This window comes from Bacteroides sp. Ga6A2, from assembly GCF_000702225.1.
GTDB lineage: Bacteria > Bacteroidota > Bacteroidia > Bacteroidales > Bacteroidaceae > Ga6A1.
Genome location: NZ_JNKX01000052.1, coordinates 1 through 21717, shown reverse-complemented (window position 1 = coordinate 21717; position 21717 = coordinate 1). Strand labels below are relative to the sequence as shown.

Here is a 21717-nt window from a genome sequence, read left to right as displayed (position 1 = left end):
GTCGTGTTTTCAACGACCTGGCCAAGTACAGAATGTGCTTGTTCTTTGTCCTTCCCAGATATGCGGGTGTTGATATCAGTTCGTAGCGGATTGTCTTGAGGAACTTCTTTTTGTCGGAGTTCATCAATGCATGGCGAAACAGCGACATGAAGTTGTATGCCATGATTATGAAATTGCCGCAGGCTTCTGTCGCCCAGAAGTTGTGCGATACGAAGTCGTCTATCGAAAAATCGTATTTCAGTTCCTTGATTCTGTTCTCTGAGTCGGCCCTGCCACGATATGAGTCGTATACAATCTTGGCTGGCAATCCAAGATTCGTGACAAAGCAGCTGTACCTGTATTTCCCGAAATCCTGTTCTTCCTCAAACAACTCCATCTGCCTGACCTGCTTTCCTGCCGCCTTCGGGCGTTTCTCTACCTCTTGCCTTACCATGACGATACGTCTCGGCTTCTCCCAATCCTCTGCCCGATAAGTGGTTTCGGCGATTTCTAGGCCGTCAGCGACCTCTACCCATCTCTTCTCATGCGTCAGGTTGTACTTGATACAATTGTTGAACCTGCAGGCAACGATGTAGTGCAACTGTCTCTGTTCCAGAGAGTCAAGTATTTTTCCCGAGAAGAAACCGCTGTCCATGCGGACAAGTCCGACCTTCTTGTTCTGAAGCCGCGACAAAGTGTCTTCCAGAAAGGCAAGATAGTTGGTGCTGGCAGAGGTGTTGCCTGGGCGCAGCCAATAGTTTGCTATCATGCGCACATCCGATACGAAGGCAAGGAGCGGATGATGGGATGGGCGTCCGGGACGCTTCGGGTTATACCCTTTGACAGCTCCTTCCTGATTGCCTTCACGAACCATCACGGTAGAGTCAAAGTCAAGCGTGTAGTTGTCAAATACCAGCTCTGAGAAGAACCACCTGAACAACTCGCCGAATACACGCTGGTTTATGGCCTGCGAGAACTTATTGAAATAACGTTGGTATGCCCTGTGGTCAGCTCCCAGCTTCCATCCAAGAAGATTACACAGAGCGGTGTCATAGCGGACTACGTCAAGATGCCCGAAACGGCTTGCTCCGCACCAGACACCTGCGAACAAGCCCAATATGAGCTGTATCGGCTTATATCCTCTATTGGAACCCTGGACAGGAATACAGCATTTCTCCAGTTGCTCTTCAAAATGGCATTTCTCTAGCATTTTCAGAAAAAGTGAAAGGCCTCCGAACGGGGTGATTTCCTTGTTCACGAACTTTATATCATAATCACGCATCATCTTCTTATGTTTTTCTGCGTGGTAAAGGTAGTAAATTATTGAAGGATAGCCTAATACAACCGATATTTTCTAATGGCGGTCATTAGAAAAAATAGACATGCCTAATTTCTAATGACCAATTTTGGTTCAATCCTTCAAAGCAGCAGAACATCAACCGTTATGTTCATGCCTACTTCAGCGACAATGACGAGGTAATGATGGAACTTGAAGGTATCGACCTCATGTTCTCAGACCAGGAGGTCAAGCCTATGCCTGTCAAAGATTATCGGGAGTACATGAAGAATCGTAAGAAAGAGACTAAAGGCGGCAAGCAGAAGTAACCTCTGGTTGTACTATTCCCTTCTGCCAATGCCGATGTCATTGCCAAGTGTAACGAGCCGTTATATTCATCTGTTTCTTCCCAACAATAATTCTGAAGTTTGTTTCGAGAACAATTAACCCACTGGCTTTTGGCATAGGTGCTGAAAGTCAGTGGGATTACATATTCCGTTAACAATTTTGATAAGATGTTTCTAATAATAAGAGCTAAGTTTTTCACAAGTTTATTTAAACCTTTTCTTCTTCAAGTCTTTTTCTGAAAGTTCAATTTTACCGAGCGTTTTTGGCATAGGTATTTTTTCTTTCACTTTTTCAATAGAGTTACAATATGCCTCAATAGAAGGTATGAATGGAACTCCATATTTGATTCCATTGACAAATTGAGCTAAGACCCCTGTAAATTTAAAGTAATAATAAGATTTCATAGGGATGATCCGATTTATAGTATCAGCTTCCCATTGAGTAAGAGTATTACCTCTATGATTCATATTGCGGCATTGATATATATCTGACATCAAAGAGGTTATCTCAATGTAATTCTCATAATCTACATTTCTCATAGTTGCCTTATAACCAAGAAAATAAATTACAGCACGAATTTTATCACTTGCATATTGTGCTTGAAGAGAAGATTGAGATTTTTCGACTGAATATGGAAGCCCCGTCTTTTTATTTTGTCCAGGAAAAACTAAACCTGCTATTGTAAACGTGCTTTCAAGCCTATTATCAATTCTCGGCTCAGTATCTTTATTATACACAACATAGGCTGGGCATCCCCACATTTTTTCTGCGATATTGTTGAGTTGCTTTGACTCGCATAATTTGTTGGTTATATTTTCAATTTGTTGGTAGAGGGATACACAGAAATCTCCAAATGCATCTTTTCTTCTAAAAGATTCCATTCGTACAAAGTCATCAACAAGTGTAGGAATTATTGATTTAACTGGGAAGTCCGTATAAAATTCTTCGGCTTGTTTGCGAAGAATTTTTTCTATGCAATATTCGTAAATTTGATTGATTCGTTCGTCCGAGATTACACCATTGTCTACAGGATAGCTTAAAGACATAGCATCCCGCAGACTTTTGTCGAATTCAGCATTTTGCTGAGTAAGACGTATTATTTTATCCAGTGTGGATTTAAGTTTCTCATCCATAATTATGAGCTTAGCAGTGAGTCCAATTCGTTATTCAATTCGTCTATATCGACAGGCTTTGGTGGTGGCACCGTCACAATGTTGATTCGATGAATGAGCATAAACTCCTTGCCCTTCCCATCACGGCATTGTGAAATTGCCAGTTTGTCCTTGGCCTTGATTTCAGTTTCAGACAGATACTTACTTATCGAAATCAATTGTTTAGTTCCGACAAGTAAATAGTATGCAAAACGTCCCTTGCCAGACTGGGACATTTCACCTTCGCTATTCTTTTCCTCTTTGGGTGGTATAACGATTTCTACAGAAGACCCAATCTTCTTTTCAAAATCGAGAAGAGGCATAGTCTCAACATAGGCAATGTGCTTATCATTGGTCTTTTTCGGGTCGCGCATTTGAGCAACAAGGCTTTGGAATTTGGCATATAATCTTTGGTACACAGAATCGTCCTTGCCTTTAACCATCTTAAGGTACATCAGTTTCCCGTCAATCACATTCACGAGGTCAGGATTTCCTTTCTTGACATGCCCTTTTTCTTCCATATACCTTGGGAAAAACTTAGCGTAGGCTACAGTGTAGCCGTACTTTTCCCACATATAAAGGATGTTTCGTATATTACGCACATACTTCTGCGAAACATTCAGCTTATCACTGATGATGATACCAGTCACTTCTTGCCGTGAGCCGCGTTTCTGAAGCCGCGTTTTCTTTTCGTTCATAACAAAGCCCTGGTCGCCAATGATACGTAATAATTCTTTACGGAAATCGCTGTTCTCTTGAAACACGTTGTGCATTGAGCTGAAGGTAATATCATCCGCATAACGGGTGTAATTCAAACCGAAGCGGTGTGCAAGACCGCCAAGTCGATGGTCTAACTTGTCGCAAATCATGTTGGTGATGATTGGTGAAGTTGGGGCCCCTTGTGGTAATATATAATAGTCTTTCTTAATGCCATCCGACGTTATTCGGGTTTCCCTCATGCAACATAAGCCCGCAATAGCATTTGCCACTGATACAGGGAAGTTGAACGGCTGAAGCTGCAGTCTCTTCCATACACGGGGTTGCTCTATGCTTGGGAAAAAGTCTTTAAGGTCTATATTGAAAACATAGTTTGCCCCTTTGTGTTTACAGGCATTAGTGACAACTGAACGCCCTTCAGTAAAGCCCATTGCATATTGAGATGGTGTGTAAACAGCCTTCAACACCTCGTTCAGACAATCGAGTAGAAACATAAAGCTTCTGTTCCTTGGTGCGGTAATCTGGCGAAAGCCACCAGCCTTTTTCTTAATCTTGAACTGGCGATAACGATGGAAGGCATTCTTCGGATTACAGTAGTAGTTCATATGCCTTATCGTAAACGGATGGAACTTGTCGGCATAGCCCAACTCTTCCATCTCATCACGTTTGATGCGGTTGAGAAGGCTGAGAAGGTCTTCACGAGACTCCATTTGGAGTGCTATATGTTTTATTTGTTCCTTATCCATTTACTTAACGTCATTCAAGTGGTATAAATAAAGCGGTCTTGACAAGTTCCTATCTGAAACGATTTTCTTTATGTAAGTATAACATAGAATCTAAGATAATAACATCATAACATCTACAATAAAAACATACCATGTATGTATAGTGTACACGTTAACATGATGACATTGTTTATCTCAGAGCCTCAAAGGGCAGTGAGACATCTTGCGAATACGCAGGACAAAGTTCAAAATGTAGTTCCAGAATCGGAAGAATGTCAAAGACCGCTTTGTTTCTTTTGTCGGTGCAAAGTTACAGACAATGCACGTACTCTATGTTCGTTGTTTAAAAAAACGTTTCCTTTACTATTTTATTGTTGGCCACCTTAGAAACCAAGAAAATCGTAGTCAACACCTGGACCTGGGTAATCACCATATTGTCCATCAGTAAGAGCATACCAGGTTTCTTCCTCATAATCTATACCATCGTCGTTACCCCAGTTGTCATTGTAGTCATAATCACCATCGAGGCTTCGACCGGAGCTTCGATGTTCTCTCAAAGGCAAAGATGGATTAAGGTCATGGAAGAACACTTCATGTGACTTTCCATTCATGACAACCTTGGTGGAAAAGCGGTTCTTACCAAGGAAGTTCCAAACGTCATCGTATTCTACGGGGAGAACTTCTTCTCCCTGTTCGTTAATAATTCCCCACTTGGCATAGGTCTCAGGATGTTTGGCTCTGTCCTGTCTGATAAAATCTTCAAGATTCCCACGACCTTCAACAACTTTAGCCTTATCAGATTCTAAATCAATAATGGCAATAGTGTTGGCAACCCTTCCAGAGTTTCCCTGAGTACGCACTCTCGCCAATCCTTGGTCGAACCCATCAATCCAGCCATACTTTCCAAATGGAACAATCTCGTTACCATCATGGTCGAGAACTCCCCAGAGGTAGTCCGAACGCTGTGCGACGATAACATTTCCGTATTCCTTGTAGCTCTTATAATCCATACTTTTATTTTTTCTGGTGCAAAGGTACAACTATATTGCGAATTCTATGTTCGGAGATTTGAATAAATCTCAAACATTTCTAAAACTCGTCTCTCAACGAGGTCTGTAATTGGTTTAGGAGATAGGACTACCAAGTCTTTCCCAAATGAGGTCAGCTCGCGGATGAGTTCATAGTTCTCTTTGCATTCTATGATAAAAAACAGACCGCCACTTAGCGTTGGGAACTGACTATATAGCTCTTGTGCTTTCGTTCCACTAACACTTCGTTGAGACTCATGTAGCGGTTTTGTTACCACGTAATCCTTGGAATTATCACTTACCCAAAGCACAATCTTATAAACAGGACTCTCTTCTTTGTAGGTTACACCGATTATATCTTCATACAACTCATTAAGGTCACCATCATAATCTACATATTTATGGGATGGTAGATTCTCCACGTAATCTATTCTGTCCAAACCGAAAGTCAACAGCTTACCATCCGATTCTGCTGCGGCAACAAGGAACCATCTGCGGTTGTACTCTTTTAGCAGATAAGGAAACAAGGTGACAGCAAGCTGAACATCCTTGTTTTTGAAGGTATGATAGTGTAGGTCAATTGTTTGTCGTTGAGAAATAGCCGTGAAAAGTTCACCCAAAATGTTGGACGATTCTAGTGGATTCTTTGATAACGATATAATCTGGTGTTTGGGCTTTCTTACTCCTAACCCCAATCTAAGTGCTTCAAGGTCGCCCAGGTTAGGAAGTCCATCGAACTGGCCGAGCAAAGTTAATGCTTCTGAAAGAAGGTACTCTTCGTCTGCCGACATTTGTTTCTTAAATATAGAGAATGCAGGGTTTGCATATCGGAGACATTGTTTAGCATAAGATTTTTGCTTTTCTTTGTTGTATGCATCAACGGAGTACCTTTCTATATCAACCAGAAATGGACCTTCATACTCCAAATAGAAGATGTCCTTCTCTATTGTTCTTCTAACAACGCCATTGGTATTAGGGTACATTTCGGAAAGACGATAGTTTACCTCCTCCGTCAGATCATCCAAGGAATAGTTTTGATACCGGTTGCTCAATAAGTCATCCAGTATCTTATATCTAGTCATTGCGTTCTTATTTGCTGGCATAGTCTTCTAAATGTAGATTTCTAACAATTACTACTCCGTCTTTTCCTACCATCAATAGCTTCTTGTTGTTATTGGAGAAAGAAACCGAGGAAACGGATTGCCCCTTGAATGTATCTGCGATGCCCATTTCTGAGAGGTCGTTGAAACATACCAATTCATTGTCAGGGGCACTTGTCCTCCTTATGTCCACAATCGCCGAAGGCTGATGTCCCCAATTGGGATTGATATTGCCTGCACCATTTCGATATGCAACATATCCTTGTTGAGAACATGCAAAGTAGGCTCCATCTGGGCTATATGTTAAGAAATTATATCCACCTATAACAGACATGTTGGTTTCTTTCTCGTCTCCTTTGGCTTTCACATCATCGCATTTGCCTATAAATATCGTCGGAGAACTTGTATAAGCAGCAACTATTCCATCTTTAGTAAAAGCTGTTGTCCATACAGCTTTAGAATCCCCGTTCCGGTATATTGTCATATGTCCTTTGAGGTCATAAAGAAGAAAAAGACCTCCTGTGCTAACTCCCCAAGGATAACATCCAGCTATAGCTACATATCTGTTGTCATAAGAGAAAGACACATAATTAAGATAAGCCAAAGGAGAGCCAAGTTCTATCTTCTCTACAACATCTCCTGTGTTCATATTCTTAACAACAGCAATACCGACTATCTTTATAAAAAAGGTTGAAAAAACTTGATGATGCGCTATGTTGTAAAGATATTTTTCACTTTTTTCTTTAGCCAAATCTGCAAAGTATTCGATATGCTCTTCGACAAATTTATCTCGCAATTTGAATATCTCTTCTATTTCTTTCTTCACGTCTTCTTTCTTGAAAGAAAGAATCCACTTATCATAAGGCACATCAAACTGGTTGACTAAGTCCTGATAATCGTCTCTCGATATGGTTTCTCCTGTTATTTTGTTGCGATATTCAATGTACTTACAAAGCTCTTTGTCAGCGTACAGCGAACCATCAGGACTGACAAACTGATATTCGGTCAACAAGCTAACATTTATGGGTTGGCCATCCAAGGGATTTATCAAACGTGCTTGGGTACATTCAATGTCTGCCATGAATAAAGGACGGATGCCATTGATATGGTTGATATATGAAAGATTTTCAAACTCTGTCCTCTGTCCTGTCTCTATATCAAGAATGGTAGAAACATTCTTCTCCCTATACATAATCTGATGACCGTTGTCACTCAAAAGCACATTTGAGTAAGCAGAGGTGTCATAAGTTCCATCCAATATGGTCTCATATTCAAAAGCATTATTTTTATATTCGAAGAACTTTACCTCATCACTATCTACAGTTAAACCATAATTCAACCCTGCAGAAACCACATGAGGGCATTCTTTCTTAAGAATTCTTTTCCCCGTCTTGTTATATAGATATTCATCTATTTCTAAGCAGCCTAGCCTACTTCCTTTGGAGCCACCCAATGTCTTCCTATTGTGGTTATAATATGTCTTTGCAACCTTGTCATATATTATTCCATAGGATTCAAAATCATCATAAACAAATTCTCCTTCAGTCTTCCAACAATCATCCCAGAAACCATTATTACTAAGTGTTCGTATATTCTTTGCATCACACAAATAAATCTTATCCATAAAAATATAGATTTTTGAGTCTGTGCTATAACTTGCATGGCCGTATACACGACAAGCAACGTATGACTCGTTGTTTTTATACCAACAGAACACTTTCTCAGTAAATATTACATTGCCATTATCATTATGAACCTCCCGATGTATATTATTCTTATTATCACAAATGAAACGAGTCGTTACATTATTCTTATGTTCACTCGACAAAAAGATCTCCTTCTGGAAATAAAATACTCTCCATGGACATGGATAGATATCATACTCACTATAATGGGCATTAATTACCGCTTCAGGAAACTCCGAGCCACTAAGGTCAAATTTAGATATTGCTTTTCGCCTACTGGCAACATCTATAAACGTGACATCGTTAATACGAGCCAAATTACCCGATGGTATTATTTCGGCTTGTTCCTCTTTCGTTTCGATGTCCCAAACTTTTATCTTCGCATTCTCACGGCAAATAGCATAATGGGATTGTACAAACGTCACAAATTGGCCATTAAAAGAAAACGATTCTGAAAGTGAAATCGTTCCTGCAAGTGAGAACTTTTTGATGTCATTATTATTTGCCAAGTAGATACATCCTTCAATGGCATCCAATGAGAATCGGGTAAAAGGTTCCATCATTAGCATTTTATTTTCTCTAAGAGAATATACCTTCATTATGGAAAGCTTATCATCCTTTCCCTCTTCTTTCCAGACAAAAAGATTGTCATTAGAGAAAATCACGTTATCTACACATAGCACTGGAGCCTGTTCCTGCAATGAGAATAGAGTAAAATCGTTTTGACCATCATTTTTTAGCAATACATAATCAGTGGAAATTTCCAAAATATCGTCAGGTGAAATTGCTTCTACAAACGATTCCTTGGATTCACGGTTGTAAAAGTAAGTCCTATCGTGCATAACGATAAAGGCCCATGGACATTTGTCAAAGACAAATGACTTCTTTTTTTTATTTCCTCCGAACTTATACGCATCCTCAACAATTATTTCACTTGAAGTTCCGTTACTGAATTGTACAATAAAAGAACCTGGTGAGGACAATCTAAAAGAATGAGGCTTATTTGATTCAACCATCCCTTTCTTTTTTGGGGGGAGTACTTCTGTACCATTATCCTTAGAGTAAACAACATACTCCACAGGAGTTTGTTCATGTGAGTATATTTGAAACTTCGTGTTCAAATAACCTTTGTATGGGTGAATAGATACTTTCTTTGCCATATTTCCTGCTATTTTGATTTTCGATGCAAAAGTAGGTTAGCCCCACGAACCCTATGTTCGCCGGAAACAACTTATACAGTATTGTAAGTTGTCATATAGGGTGATTAACATCTAAAGAAACATTGACATATACATTGGCAGTAATATCAAGTCTTGCTCTTTACGAATATCCTTCGAGTGTAGAAGGTATCGTTGCTGAATGCGGGCTGAGAACTTTTTCTGGAATTCATCGATAGAAACATGAAGATTGGATGTCGATGACTTGACTTCTATTGGGCAAATTTTAGCTTTACGAGACAGAAGGAAGTCTATCTCGTAATTATGTTTGCCAGATGGTGTTGGCCACGTATGGTAATATAGCTTATTTCCTGCTGCTGTCAGTATCTGTGACACCACGTTTTCATAGACATAACCCACATCAGCCTTCAGTTTGTCACTCAGTAATTTCTGGTAAATGACATTCTCTGTAAATTTATCGTCCCAGAAAGCGAGAGTGACAAACAGCCCTGTATCTCCGCAAAATAATTTGAACTGGTCGCGGTTGATGTGTGATGCCAGTCCTGCACTTGGGTCGTTAGCATGATAAGCTATATTGACGGTCATGGAATCTTTGAGGATATTTATCTGACCTCTCAAACGATCCAGTTTTCCTCCCGCAATCACGCTGCTCACCTGATAGCGAGATGCGTTATTGCTTAGTTGTGCAGGAATGGCGTGAAACAGGTCGGAGGTTTGGCCTGATGGATCCAAGTCGTAGAAATCTTCATCGTATAGGTCAAGAATGCTACGCTTGCGTTGGTCAACAATGCTCATGTCGTTCGTGTCAAGGTAGTCATTGACTGCCTGGGGCATGCCTCCAACCAAAACATACAGACGGAAATCGCGCATCATACGACGATTCGTATCATCACTCAGCGGACTCAAATTGTTGAACATTGTATGCAAAAGGGGAATAGTCTGGTCATCTCCCAACGCCCAACGAAACTCCTCATAGTCCATAGGGTACATATCAAGGCGTGTCTCCTCACTGGGAATGAGAATGTTGTTCTGTTGGCTATTCTTGCCTGATGATTTCCATTTACGTTTGATGCTCAACAGAGAGCCTGTCTCGATGTAATCGTAGCGTCCATCGGCCACAAGCGTTTTAATGGCTTGCCTGGCTAATGGCTGCTTTTGTATTTCATCAAAGATGATGACAGACTTGTGTGGTTTCAGGCTTTTTCGATAATTAAGTTGCAATTGGGTGAAGATGTAGTCCAAATTGGAGACATCTTCAAACAAACGGTGTATTGCTGGCGTTGCCTTTGAGAAGTCAACCAATATGTAGCTCTCGTATTCATTACGGGCAAACTCCTCGGCAACAGTGGATTTGCCGACACGCCTTGCGCCTCTGATAAGAAGTGCGGTTGTTCCGTGCTGATTTTGTTTCCAACTCAGCATTTGCTCATAGATTTTGCGTCTAAATATCCTTTCTGCCATATTATTTAATTTTATTCGGTGCAAAGGTAGCTATAAAATCCCAATTACCAAAGGAAAAGAAATAAAAATGCCGAAATTCTCAAAAGCTTATTGTTGAAATACGCCGAAATTCTCAAAGAATCAAATCCTATATATGCCGAAAATCTCAATGTGTACTAATCGAACAATCCATTAGTCAGGTTTACTACACCCGCTTTTCCCCATCAAAGACAGACAATGTAACACAGTCATAAAAACATTCTTGAAAATGTTACCATTTTGTTACTTATATTCATATAAAAACATTATAATATATTGTATTTCTGTTATATATAAATACATGATAGGATAATAGCCTACTACACAGAACAGGTCATCAGTGATTTCCGTAGAATATTATACAATGGCGAGCCACTCACATTTGCCGACTTCAATCGTGAACACATTCGCTGTTTAGATTTCATCAAGAAGTCCGTTCTTGAGAGCGCAGCCAAATACAAAATCGTTGTTACTCATCATGTGCCATCCTTCTTGATGCAATGTCCGAAATTTGAGGGCAGTCTTGCCAACGGAGCCTTCATGGTAGAATTGAAAGACTACATCAAGGGCTCCAAGATTGACTTTTGGATCTTCGGGCACTCTCATTACAACGTGGACAAAGTAATTGGGGAAACCTTATGTCTGTCCAATCAGTTGGGGTATGTATTCCATAACGAGCACACCTGCTTCGACCATGGCAAGCACATAATGCTCGATTAACTTTTGCCCCCAGGAATAGAAATTCCCCCCGAAATAACACTTTCTTCACATGACTATGAAGAAGTTATGAAAGGTGGGTTATATATCCTTCTTGATCATATCCATTTCTATAACGGTTTATAAGGTTTATCAACCCTTGAAGTTCTTGGCTTTCTGATGAGATTTCGCCAAACCTGGCATATTGTTCATCATATCGTTTCCTTGAACCAGACGCAAGCCGAGACTCAATATCATTTGGTATTAAAAACGACGAACGCTTTGAACCTAAATACTGCAGAAATTCATACTGGTATATGTGTATCCCTGCCAAATCAAAGTCTCCAAAATGAAGATAATGATTAGGAATAGTCATAAGCCATTGCCTTAGATCTGTTGATTGCGGATAACGAGAAACAAAAAGTGATTTGACAGACAAACCATGCATTCGTTGATATTTCTCGAAGAATGACCTTTGCTGGCGAATCAATCTAAAATTCTCCATATTCTCAATACCTATGACCGTCACATCCTCAGGTATTGAGAAATGATTCCATTCTGTTATGAACAGGAAGCTACCATTCTGAGGATTTACCACGAACGGTTCTCCGTTTAACTGGCATTCAATAGGCTCATAGCTATTTACTGGAAATCCAGGACACGAGCGCACTTTCCACAACTTGGAATTACCAGTTTCTGCCGCCATTGAAGCACGGGAATCGAATGCTTTTACTTCCAGCACACGATAGTTCTCATCCTTATCTATGAGGAATCTCTTCAATGCCTCAACATCATGAGCTCTATATGATTTCCTTGAACCACGGGTTACGACAGATAGCAAGCCCTCAGCCATCAGTTCGTCAAGCATTTTGCCGCTTAATTTTGAGCCTGCAACCTGCTCACCTGCTATCAAAGCCTGTACCGATGCACTTATTGCCATAACTAAGCCTATCTTGTTCGTTTCAACAATTTCTCCACTCTCGTCTTCACACCATGCTTACTCAACAGATATGTATAGCGGTAATCATACGGATTATACGACGTAGGCGAGCTGTTGATGAGGTAAATATTGCGCGAGTTGGCAAACTGTAAGATACCCTTTATATTGTTGGGATGCAATCGCCCAATCTCGTCCATCATACAATGCACAATAAAGTCACCACTTTTCTTGGCAGCCTTCTTCTTGAACACATTGATGAGCATAATATTCACCATCGCTTTCACCAGTATATCTGTACCATCAGAGCCCACATTGTTTATGCGCTCCACCCAGTTTGTGTCATTGTCGTTTTCTTTCACACGGAACTGCAAGCGGAAGGCATCGCCAAGCGACACAGTTGGGCGGTTTGGCTCGTTCTGTAACTGATGAGAGAGACTCTTCAAATAGTCCACAACCTTGCGATTCACCTCATCACGATTGTCGTTTGAGAAGAGGTTGAGTTCGCCAATAGAGAGTGCATTTTCAACAGTATAGTCATGAATGGACATGAGCAATTGCATAAGCTTATCTGACGACTCATTGGCCCTGAGTTCAATACTCTTGATAACTCCGGCAAAGTTCTTCTCTACGAAGTCACGATTGATGTCGAGGATTACGCCATCCACATCCGAACGGCGTTTCATCAGCGCACCAATCTCCGTTGAGATACGTCCCAATATGTCTTTATAGTGTTCGCTGGTACGACGGCGGAACTCTTCAATCTTGTTATTATCCATGAACTCCTGCAAGTCAATAGCAATCTGCAGATAGTCGTTATCCGTCACAGGCATCGTATTGAAATGGAAGGCATTCTGCGGTTTGAAATTCCGATTGAAGCTAACGACCGTATCTTTCAGTTTGTCTATTGACTCACGTTTCTGATTAACAGTTCCACGAAGTAGACTCAATAACTGCTGGCAATCCTGGCTGGTCTTTTTCGCCTTGTCATCAGAAAGGAAAGTATCAGACACCAAATGTTCATTTTCCACAACCTGATGATACAGATTTAGGCCATCTTTTCTATGTGTCAGATTCTTGAGAACAGATTTTTGTCGTTCTTCCAAATCCTGTCGTTTCTTCTCTATTCGTGTCCGCTTGTCTTCATATCGCTGGCGCATCATGGCGAGTTGCTGTTCAATATCCTTAATGGTATTCTTAACCTCAGGTTCTTTGGCAAACAAGTTCTGCTCTGCATCGCGATAGCGGATAACGACCGAGCGCTCTTTTTCAATCCTTGTCATCAAAGCCTTCAAATCCTCCAACGATTTTCGATACCGTTCCAACAGATTCACATCAACACCCTTACCTGCCAGTTCAGCCTTCTGTTGTTCTTCAAGTTGGACTTTCTGTGATTCAAACTCCTGATTCCTAACAGATGCTTCTGACACCTGCATCTCTTTGAATATGCGTAGCTCATCGTCGAGCGCCTTTGTAGATCTATTAAAGTTCGAATCAAGATCTTTGAGTTCCTTCTTATTCTTGACCTCCTTTTTCTCACGTTCATCCTTCTCCGCCTGTACTTTCAAAAGCGCATCGTTGAAAGTATGTTCACGAGTCTCTTTCTCTTTTGCGACGAGTTCCAGTTCTTCCATCTCCAGCTTATGCTGCTGGTTCTGCAAGTTTTGTCGTTTGACGGGTATCTGCCCTTCCTCAACACTTAATAAGGCCGCCTTCTGACGAAGTGGATTGAGCAGCGCGGCATATTTCTTTCTGAGCTTTGATATCTCTTTCTGTAAGGAAGCTGGCAATTGTTCAAGCTGACGGTTTATCTGCAGTACTTGCTCTTCCAAAGCATTCTTCTCCGATCTGTATTCATCAGGCGTGCGATGCACAGAGTCTATATTGTCCAAATTCAGTTTTATGCCAAACAAGTTGTCTGAGTCTGTACCTAACTGAGGTTCAAGGTCTCCGGCATAGAGAATCCGCTCTTCATCAACAACCTTGCCTATCGTCTCCTCCCAACCTTCCGCATTCTCGCAAAGCCAATGATAAAGAGAACCATCCAGATGAGACAGCAAATCATTTATCTTCGCTATTTGCTCACGTTGTTGAACACGAATTCCTTCAAGACGTTCTTGCTCGCGCCCAGACAATTGTTTTAGTTCGGTTTCTTTCATCTCATACTCAGCGGAAATCAGATCTGTCTGACTTTTCACAGCAGTTTGCTGGGCTGCATTTTCTTTTTCATCCACCCCCAGTTGTTGCAATTGTTCAGCAACCTGCTTGATTTCATCTTCCATCGGATGCCACTGGCGGAGTTCCCTCAATGCGCTGTCAGCTCTATGTTGTTCTGCCAACAACATCTGCAGACGTTCATCAGACTCATGTCGCCAGCCATTGAAAGCGTCCATAAGCAGATTCCTGTTTTTTGTGCGTTCATCCTCCAGACGTTTGCGCTCTTTCTGTAGTGTGTCTTGTTTCTGACAGTATGCCTCTTTCTGGCTATTCTCAAATGCCTGACGAGCATTCTCTAATTTTCCTCTGGCAATATTGTATTTCTCCTCAATCGAAGCATTGGTTTTCAGAAGATCATCCAATAGTGTTTGTTTGTTGGCGGCATCCTGCTTGATTGTATCCTCACGATCTGCAAGCGCAAGTTTTTCTTCAATGCCCATAGCATCAAATTCCTTTCTTGCCTGCGCAATCTCTTTTAGCTTGCTCTTCTTCGCTCCAAGCTCTTGATTCAAGACATCTTTCTCTTTGTCATATTCAGCCGTAAGTTCCTTCTCTCGGTTACGTTCCTTTTCTATCTCTGTTTTCACTTCTGCTGCTTCAGCCTCCAAAAGCGGTATCTGCTGTTCACTTTCAGCCACAGCATGATTCAACATATGCCACACATCTATTAGCTGTTGGTCGAGAGCGACAATTGTTCTTCCCTGTTCAGCTATTTTCAAAGCTTGCTGGCGCACAGGATAATTACCGTCTCGTGTCTGACGGAACCAACAATCTATCTCGTCATACTCGCGCTCAAAGTCTGTAACCAATCGTCTGTAGGTTTGCAGGTCAATTGGCAGGTCCTCATCTGCCATAGACTGTATGATAGTGTTCTTCACAAAGTCTGCATCCAGTTTGGTATTCAGGAACACGTTCTGAATGCTTCGAGGAATATTCTGATAGTGGGCACTCTGCACCAAAGCGTAACGAGTATATTTACTGTCATGAGTATTGCCAAAGATGATGTCTTTGAACATCACGCCCGAGTCTATTCTTGCAGATACTGCCACATTCTTGCCGACACGTTCACGTATCTTCACCCAGTCGCTCGACACTTGTTTGTCGTCATCTATTAACCATTCTCGCAGATAAGGTGCATCTATGAATCGCCAGGATGCACGTCCCTGGTATCTGCTCACCAGAATAGTATAAGCCCCGTTGTCACGCATCACCTCGTAGAGGATGTACGAGTTGGATTGACGGAAATAGAATTCATCAAACGACTTCTGGCCCTGCTGAATACCCAAACGATGCTTGTCGGCATTGTAGAAAAACAGCAATGCTCTTAATACCGTACTCTTGCCCACTCCCTGTGTTCCTGTGAAATGAACATTGCCATCTACAGAAATTTCTGCATACGGAATATTGGCGCTATTGATAAATATGATTTTATTCAGGTATTTCATCTTCGTTGGCTATTTGAATCATGTTTACCAGTTCCTCGGCATAGCGGAATGCCGAAGTGATTTTATATGTCTCATCCTGTTCGCTGATGCACTCTGCAAAGCCCATATTCAGCATCTCCTGAAGCAGTTTGTTTACTATCTCCAAATAGGAACCTACTCCGTATTTCTTAAACAGATGTCCGGCTTTATCCTTCAGTTCAATGTCAAGACTTATCTGCTCAATCAGATGACTTTTGCGGAACTGATAGCCAGCAGTAAACGACTGATTATAACACTTCAGGAAATCCAAGTAGTCAAGCCACTTGGAAAAACTGTCCAGTTTTTGTTCGACAGACTGTTTCCCCTCTCCTAATCGTGAGAAATAGAAATAGCCATTGCCAGACTCCAGTTGCAAACCTATTTCCTTGAAATAGTCTGCATAATCTTCAATATTCTCCTCAATGTCCTCATACAGATGACGGACAGAGGAGTCTGTACTGTCTACCGAGAGGAATTCTCCACGGCTTAGTCGCTCGTATATTCTTTGAGTGTTATTTCGCATAGATAATAGGATATTCGATGTCTTGATAAGTTGCATATTTCCCAGTCATCCGACATTCGTCTGGATGAAGGATGACCAGCTGGCAAAAAAGAGCTGCATGATCTTCTATACCACGCTTCGTCTTATAATCGTATCTCAGGATGAAATCAAACAGATTGTAACTTGATGCAGAGAATGCATTCCATACTTCAGCAGGATCTACCTCCTTCAGTCTTTGAATATGTTCCAGCAAGTCTTCATCTGTCAGCGGCTCGGCTTCTGTCCTGGCTGTTTTCTTCAGACCGTTACGCTCAGCTATTCGCCTCAGAATGGATACAGTCTGATCACTCTCTCTCAGCATTTCCAATGAAAGACGAATCCTGCTGTATTGCCGTGATTCCATCCAAAGTGGATTGTTATCCTCCAAGACTTGCACCAGATTTGTATCAGACTTGATGAGCAACTGGTCTTGCAGATATTTCAATTTACGTATTTTCCTGTACAGTTGGTTTTGTTGCTCAATCTGGTTAATATAGACAATTATCTGACGGTCAATCTCCATTAACGCATGATAGGCCTCCACAAAATCATGTTTCACATCACTGCATGTCTTGGCCATGTGGGGATCATTGGCCATTAGGAAGAAAGCGTGCTCGTTATCCATCAGTTTCTCACACTCACGTATCATTGAGCGGATGCTGTGGCTCTTCTCGTCCAGATTCTGAAGTTTCTTTTTCTTAATAATATAGTTGGGCTCTTGTTTATACGCATTGTCCATATTACGCTTCAAGTCCACCACATTCTTCAGCGTTCTGAATCCAGTCTTTTTCAGCAGTTGCCGCACACTATCCTGGTATCCTGCCTTACGATTGGCATTGTTTTCTTGCAGGAAATAGCCTATGTACTCTTTCAGCGTATTGATGCACTCCTGAACGCTCAATACACTAATCTCCTCGTTCACATTCAGCACCTCCTCAAAGAAGTTCAGGTAGTCGCTTTCGATCTCTATTGTATTCCCCGTTTCAACCAACACACCATAGTCCACAAGCCTTCTAAGTCGGGTTTCATTACCTCCAACGAGTTCCAAAGCCAGCCCTAACGGAAACTTCATCAGCTTTCGTTTCTCAAACATCTCACTCAGTAAACCTTGTTCACGCGAGAGTGTTTTTGTAAGCTCTTCTATTGTTCTGAAATGTGAAAGAATTTCCATTTTTGTTTGTATTTATCTCCTTCCATCTTATCTATAAATGTCTCGAAACTGTGGTATAGATTATGTGATTTGGGGTCAAAAATAATAAAAAATCCCATTAACGACACTCCTTTTTACCAAAATTCACAAAATTCCCCTCCCTCTCTTCGGGATGCTTTCGGGATTCGTTCGGGATGAAAGGCAACAAGCATCGGAGATTTTCAATACTATTTGACAAATACGGCAAAATAGTTTACATTTTTAACTAACATATCATCAAAAAGACTTATCTTTGCGCAACAACTAATTTATCTAAAAACAATCAACTTTTTAATTATGAGATTTTTAATTACCATTTTACTACTTACTGCAACTTGCTTTGCCAAGGCGCAATCGCCAGAAATGCAGAAAGAGATTGACACGACGCTTGAACTCATGGACATCCGCAATATGACGGCGGAAAGCATGAAATCTATGATGGAGCTATTTAAGCAAATGTTGCCAACAAACGGCGACACAGTTGCCATAGACATCAATGCCATGAGCGAGGAAATAGCCGACGAAGCAGGTGTTTTTTACAAGAAAATCATCACAAGGATTGTTTGTGAGAAATACACTCTTGACGACCTCAAGAAGATAAACAGCTTCATGGCAACTCCCGAGGGAAAGAAGTTCACACACTATTTCACGATTCTTGGCTCGAACATCACACCAGAAACCTACAAGCAAGACAAGAATTCTACCGTATCGCCCGAGATGCAGGCAGAAATCGAGAAAACGATTAAGCTTATGGATATCCAGAATTTCGCAAGAAGGCAATATGAACAGGTTCAGGATAACAACGACGAGAACTTAGATGCCGAAACCATTGCAGCCACCAAAGAGATACTGGAAGGTCTGACAAAAACCTTATCGGACTTTTATGTAAAGACTGCCACAAACAACCTCAAGAATAACTACACGACAGACGAACTAAAGCAGATAAATAACTTTTTGGAAAGCGCGGACGGAAAACTGTTCACATCGTTTTACATGTCTTACTTTCCAACTGCCAAGAAGGTGACAAGCGACAACCCCGAATTTATGGAGAAAATCAAGGAAATACTCAGCAAACACATAAAACAATAGTTGCAAAAAAGCGAGTCGGCCGTTACTAATCAATAACGGTCGACTCGCTTTTACCCCCCTGCCCTTTCACTTCTTTTTCTTCGGCTTTGGTTCGGGAAGTTCTTTGCACGTTTCACGGACAAGATGTGAGAGATAGTCGTGGTCTTCTACATCCGAGATGTAGAAATAATCTTTCGCGCCATCGTATGGCGGACGGAGTTCAACCTCGCGAAGAAGAGCCCTCCCCGCGGCAGTTGGCTTGACATAGAAGCGGTCGTCGCATATCAGACCGAAAATCTTGCCGTTGCAATAAATTCCGTAGACGCCAAACATCTTTCTGAAGGTTATCTCGCCAGCACCGGCACATTGGTCTGCCACGAACTGAACAAAATCAGGATTGCTTGCCATATCTTTCTAATCTACATAAGAGTTTATATCGCCCTTCATATCCTCAACACTCACATTATCATCATCTTGCAGGTTTTCAGATATATACTTCTCCACAGCATCAACGTCCTCGGTATAGAAGAATACCAATCCCTGACCTAAATCGGGCTCCCACAACGAATAGATGCGGCCTCTCGCTCCACAGAGTTTCAAGAAGTGATTGAGAGCTCCCAACAACGCTTCATCGTCTATGTAATCGCTATCGTCTGGAACAAAGCCGACCTTATTACCATCTTTCCTCAGAATTATGGTATTGTTTGAAGCATCTTCGAGTATCGCAAACTTACGCACATCGGCAAAAGCCAACAGGCGCACAATCAAATCGTCATAATCTTCAAGACAATCGATGCACTCGGCATCGAGCTCGCAGGCATGCTTGATATTGGCAACTTGCCTAACCTCCTCGTACAGAGCGACGTTCGAATCTTCATAAGCCGGAACTTCGTCGTTGTTGTCAATCTCTCTTACAACGAATTCCTTCCTTAACTCATCATCTGATTTTCTGAAGAAACCAAAGAACTTGTTTAACATATATTTAGAATTAGTTTGAATAGGCTATTTCCGTTCCTTTGCCTTGCGAGCAAATGCGAAGAGTTCGAGAGGCAGATGGCAGTAGCCGTCGGGATTCTTGTCGAGATAATCCTGATGATACTCTTCTGCGCTGTAGAACTTGTCGAGCGGCTGCTTCTCGACAGCCAGAGGCTGCTGATAGTTCTTCTGCTCGTCGGCATAGACGGCTTCGATTACTGGCAAATCCTCGGCATCGGCGTAATAGATTCCGGTGCGATAGCGCGTGCCCTCGTCGTGTCCCTGCTTGTTGAGGCTCGTTGGATCGATAGCCTTGAAGAACATCTGCAACAGGAATTTAAGGCTCACGACATCTGAGTCGTATTTGATTCTTACGGTCTCGGCATGACCGGTTTCATCGGTATAGACCTCCTTGTACGTTGGATTCTCGGTGTGTCCGTTGGCAAAGCCGACTTCTGTTTCGACCACACCATCAATCTGCTTGAAATAGTGCTCGGTGCCCCAAAAACAACCACCGGCAAGATAAATTTCCTTAATCATGTTTTTTGTTGTTTAGTGTTGATTTTAATTATAATGTTCATTTTTTCCGATATGCCTCTCACCGTCCGAAAGCAGACCGATGATGCAATACGTTTTATCTATCGGACGACAAAAATAATTACATTTTTGGATTCGCTATATAAATCGGGCAATATTTTTTCACTTTTCATGAATTATATGTCCGAAAAAATCCTATCTTTGCAGAATACTATTTTATCCAAATTCATTAACTTTATTTAATTATGAGATTTTTCATAACGATTTGCTTTTTGGCAATGACATGCTTTGCCAATGCTCAGTCTGCCGCTATGCAGAAAGAAATAGACAGAGCAATAGCACTTGCGGACTTCAGTTCGGCAATGGAACAAACAATGGCTTTACAGTTTGAATCAAGAGGACTGACAGAGCACCTTACCGACCCGAAAGCCATGTACAAGGAACTTACAGAGGCAATGTCAGAACCTCTAAAGAAGATTCTGACAAAAGTGTACTCGGACAACTTCACACTTGACGAACTAAAACAGATGAATGACTTTTACGAGACACCTGTCGGTAAGAAGTGCATGACTCTGGTTCCAAATATAGTCACAACTTCCGTAGAGATGTTGCAGAACGACCAAGCAACCATCGAGAAGATACAACAGATTGTTATGAAATACGTCAAGCAATAATCTGCTTTCGACCACAGATATCGAGCCAGCCGCTACAAAACATTCGAATTTCGTAGCGGCTGGCTTGTTTTTTCTTAACCAGCCGGAAAAATTCAGATTCAGCCATTCCCATATCATAATAACACAAATACAAGCAAAAAAAGCTTCACTATGTCAGATAAGAAGAACAAGATACAATCTACACCTATTTATATATAATACGCCAGTTCAAGACAAAACCAACGCCAATCCACCCTTGACAAAAAGTCACTTAAATATCCTTTAATTGTTTCTGAATGCCTTTGGTGTAGTTTAGGTGTAGCTTAAACATATAGCTAACATATAGCCAACATATAGCTTACATATACCTTGCATATACCTTGCCTATATCTTCCCTCTACCTTGCATATACCTTGGACGTTCCTACGACGTTCCTACGACGTTGAGGGTGTGTCAAAATAGGCACATCCTTTTTTTATATCAAAGCCCCGACTTTCTCAAGCCAGGGCTTCGTTATGTCGTAAAGTTTTCGTATCTTTACAACATGCAATATAAAATGCAACAAAGATACCACTTTCGTCCGTATTCTCCAAATCAGACGATACTTTTTCCTCAGAGAATCGACAAGGACATTGCCCAGGACGACCCAGTCCGTCTTGTGAGCAGCGTAGTTAACAGTTTGGACTTGAGCGGTCTTCGCAAGCTGTACAAGGAGCGTGGCCGCAGCCCTTACGACCCGAAGATGCTTCTGGCCGTAGTCATCTATGCCTACATG

The 21717-nt window shown here is 41.4% G+C and carries 19 protein-coding genes; 5 read left to right on the top strand and 14 right to left on the bottom strand.

Annotated elements, in window-relative coordinates; translation table 11 throughout:
- Window positions 1-1264 (bottom strand): IS1380 family transposase (locus T538_RS0112390; protein ID WP_231497113.1); only part of this gene is annotated, 1264 nt, incomplete at its 3' end.
- 194 nt (window positions 1265-1458) lie between these two features.
- Between T538_RS0112390 and T538_RS19150 the strand changes: the two genes are divergently transcribed.
- Window positions 1459-1584, top strand: coding sequence for a hypothetical protein (locus T538_RS19150; protein WP_255347269.1), 126 nt, complete (start codon window positions 1459-1461; stop codon window positions 1582-1584).
- A gap of 222 nt (window positions 1585-1806) precedes the next feature.
- On the opposite strand, the gene T538_RS0112380 is transcribed toward T538_RS19150, so the two are convergent.
- From T538_RS0112380 to T538_RS0112355, 6 genes are all read right to left on the bottom strand, one after another.
- Complete coding sequence (locus tag T538_RS0112380) at window positions 1807-2736, bottom strand: hypothetical protein (RefSeq protein ID WP_031534136.1); 930 nt, start codon at window positions 2734-2736, stop codon at window positions 1807-1809.
- 2 nt (window positions 2737-2738) lie between these two features.
- A complete protein-coding gene (locus T538_RS0112375; protein ID WP_031534137.1) occupies window positions 2739-4217 on the bottom strand; it encodes a reverse transcriptase domain-containing protein in 1479 nt (492 codons plus the stop codon).
- 362 nt (window positions 4218-4579) lie between these two features.
- Complete coding sequence (locus T538_RS0112370) at window positions 4580-5206, bottom strand: WG repeat-containing protein (RefSeq protein ID WP_031534139.1); 627 nt, start codon at window positions 5204-5206, stop codon at window positions 4580-4582.
- A 44-nt stretch (window positions 5207-5250) separates the two neighbouring features.
- Window positions 5251-6306, bottom strand: coding sequence for a helix-turn-helix transcriptional regulator (locus tag T538_RS0112365; protein WP_231497112.1), 1056 nt, complete (start codon window positions 6304-6306; stop codon window positions 5251-5253).
- 7 nt (window positions 6307-6313) lie between these two features.
- The gene (locus tag T538_RS0112360; RefSeq protein ID WP_031534144.1) at window positions 6314-9169 is read right to left on the bottom strand and encodes a hypothetical protein; all 2856 of its coding nucleotides are present in this window, start codon (window positions 9167-9169) and stop codon (window positions 6314-6316) included.
- 111 nt (window positions 9170-9280) lie between these two features.
- Window positions 9281-10648 carry an ATP-binding protein gene (locus tag T538_RS0112355; protein ID WP_031534146.1) on the bottom strand — a complete coding sequence of 456 codons (1368 nt, stop codon included), beginning with the start codon at window positions 10646-10648 and terminating at the stop codon, window positions 9281-9283.
- A gap of 513 nt (window positions 10649-11161) precedes the next feature.
- Here T538_RS0112355 and T538_RS19245 point away from each other — a divergent pair.
- Window positions 11162-11386: a metallophosphoesterase family protein gene (locus tag T538_RS19245; RefSeq protein ID WP_197025788.1), complete on the top strand. Its 225-nt coding sequence runs from the start codon at window positions 11162-11164 to the stop codon at window positions 11384-11386.
- Window positions 11387-11450: 64 nt separating this feature from the next.
- On the opposite strand, the gene T538_RS0112345 is transcribed toward T538_RS19245, so the two are convergent.
- The 4 genes from T538_RS0112345 to T538_RS0112330 are packed head-to-tail and all read right to left on the bottom strand — an operon-like array spanning window position 11451 to window position 17691.
- Complete coding sequence (locus tag T538_RS0112345; protein WP_031534150.1) at window positions 11451-12302, bottom strand: DUF7281 domain-containing protein; 852 nt, start codon at window positions 12300-12302, stop codon at window positions 11451-11453.
- Between the two features lie 8 nt (window positions 12303-12310).
- Window positions 12311-15961 carry an ATP-binding protein gene (locus tag T538_RS0112340; protein WP_031534152.1) on the bottom strand — a complete coding sequence of 1217 codons (3651 nt, stop codon included), beginning with the start codon at window positions 15959-15961 and terminating at the stop codon, window positions 12311-12313.
- A complete protein-coding gene (locus tag T538_RS0112335) occupies window positions 15945-16502 on the bottom strand; it encodes a condensin complex protein MksE (RefSeq protein WP_031534155.1) in 558 nt (185 codons plus the stop codon). Before T538_RS0112335 ends, T538_RS0112340 begins: the two co-directional genes overlap by 17 nt.
- Window positions 16492-17691: a hypothetical protein gene (locus T538_RS0112330; RefSeq protein ID WP_031534156.1), complete on the bottom strand. Its 1200-nt coding sequence runs from the start codon at window positions 17689-17691 to the stop codon at window positions 16492-16494. The genes T538_RS0112335 and T538_RS0112330 overlap by 11 nt, the downstream gene beginning before the upstream one ends.
- A 315-nt stretch (window positions 17692-18006) precedes the next feature.
- Between T538_RS0112330 and T538_RS0112325 the strand changes: the two genes are divergently transcribed.
- The gene (locus T538_RS0112325) at window positions 18007-18798 is read left to right on the top strand and encodes a DUF2059 domain-containing protein (RefSeq protein WP_155993178.1); all 792 of its coding nucleotides are present in this window, start codon (window positions 18007-18009) and stop codon (window positions 18796-18798) included.
- Between the two features lie 66 nt (window positions 18799-18864).
- Here T538_RS0112325 and T538_RS0112320 read toward each other — a convergent pair whose 3' ends face one another.
- Genes T538_RS0112320 through msrA form a run of 3 tightly spaced genes read right to left on the bottom strand, consistent with a single transcriptional unit; the run spans window position 18865 to window position 20292 of the window.
- Window positions 18865-19185, bottom strand: a complete 321-nt coding sequence (locus tag T538_RS0112320; RefSeq protein ID WP_031534160.1) for a TfoX/Sxy family protein — start codon at window positions 19183-19185, stop codon at window positions 18865-18867.
- Between the two features lie 6 nt (window positions 19186-19191).
- On the bottom strand, window positions 19192-19755 hold the full coding sequence (locus T538_RS0112315) for a hypothetical protein (protein ID WP_031534162.1): 564 nt from the start codon (window positions 19753-19755) through the stop codon (window positions 19192-19194).
- 24 nt (window positions 19756-19779) lie between these two features.
- The gene (gene msrA, locus T538_RS0112310) at window positions 19780-20292 is read right to left on the bottom strand and encodes a peptide-methionine (S)-S-oxide reductase MsrA (protein ID WP_031534164.1); all 513 of its coding nucleotides are present in this window, start codon (window positions 20290-20292) and stop codon (window positions 19780-19782) included.
- 242 nt (window positions 20293-20534) lie between these two features.
- On the opposite strand from msrA, the gene T538_RS0112300 reads away from it, so the two are divergent.
- Window positions 20535-20963, top strand: coding sequence for a DUF2059 domain-containing protein (locus T538_RS0112300; protein ID WP_031534166.1), 429 nt, complete (start codon window positions 20535-20537; stop codon window positions 20961-20963).
- A gap of 535 nt (window positions 20964-21498) precedes the next feature.
- Window positions 21499-21717: transposase (locus T538_RS0112290; RefSeq protein WP_197025786.1), on the top strand; the 219-nt coding region annotated here is incomplete at its 3' end.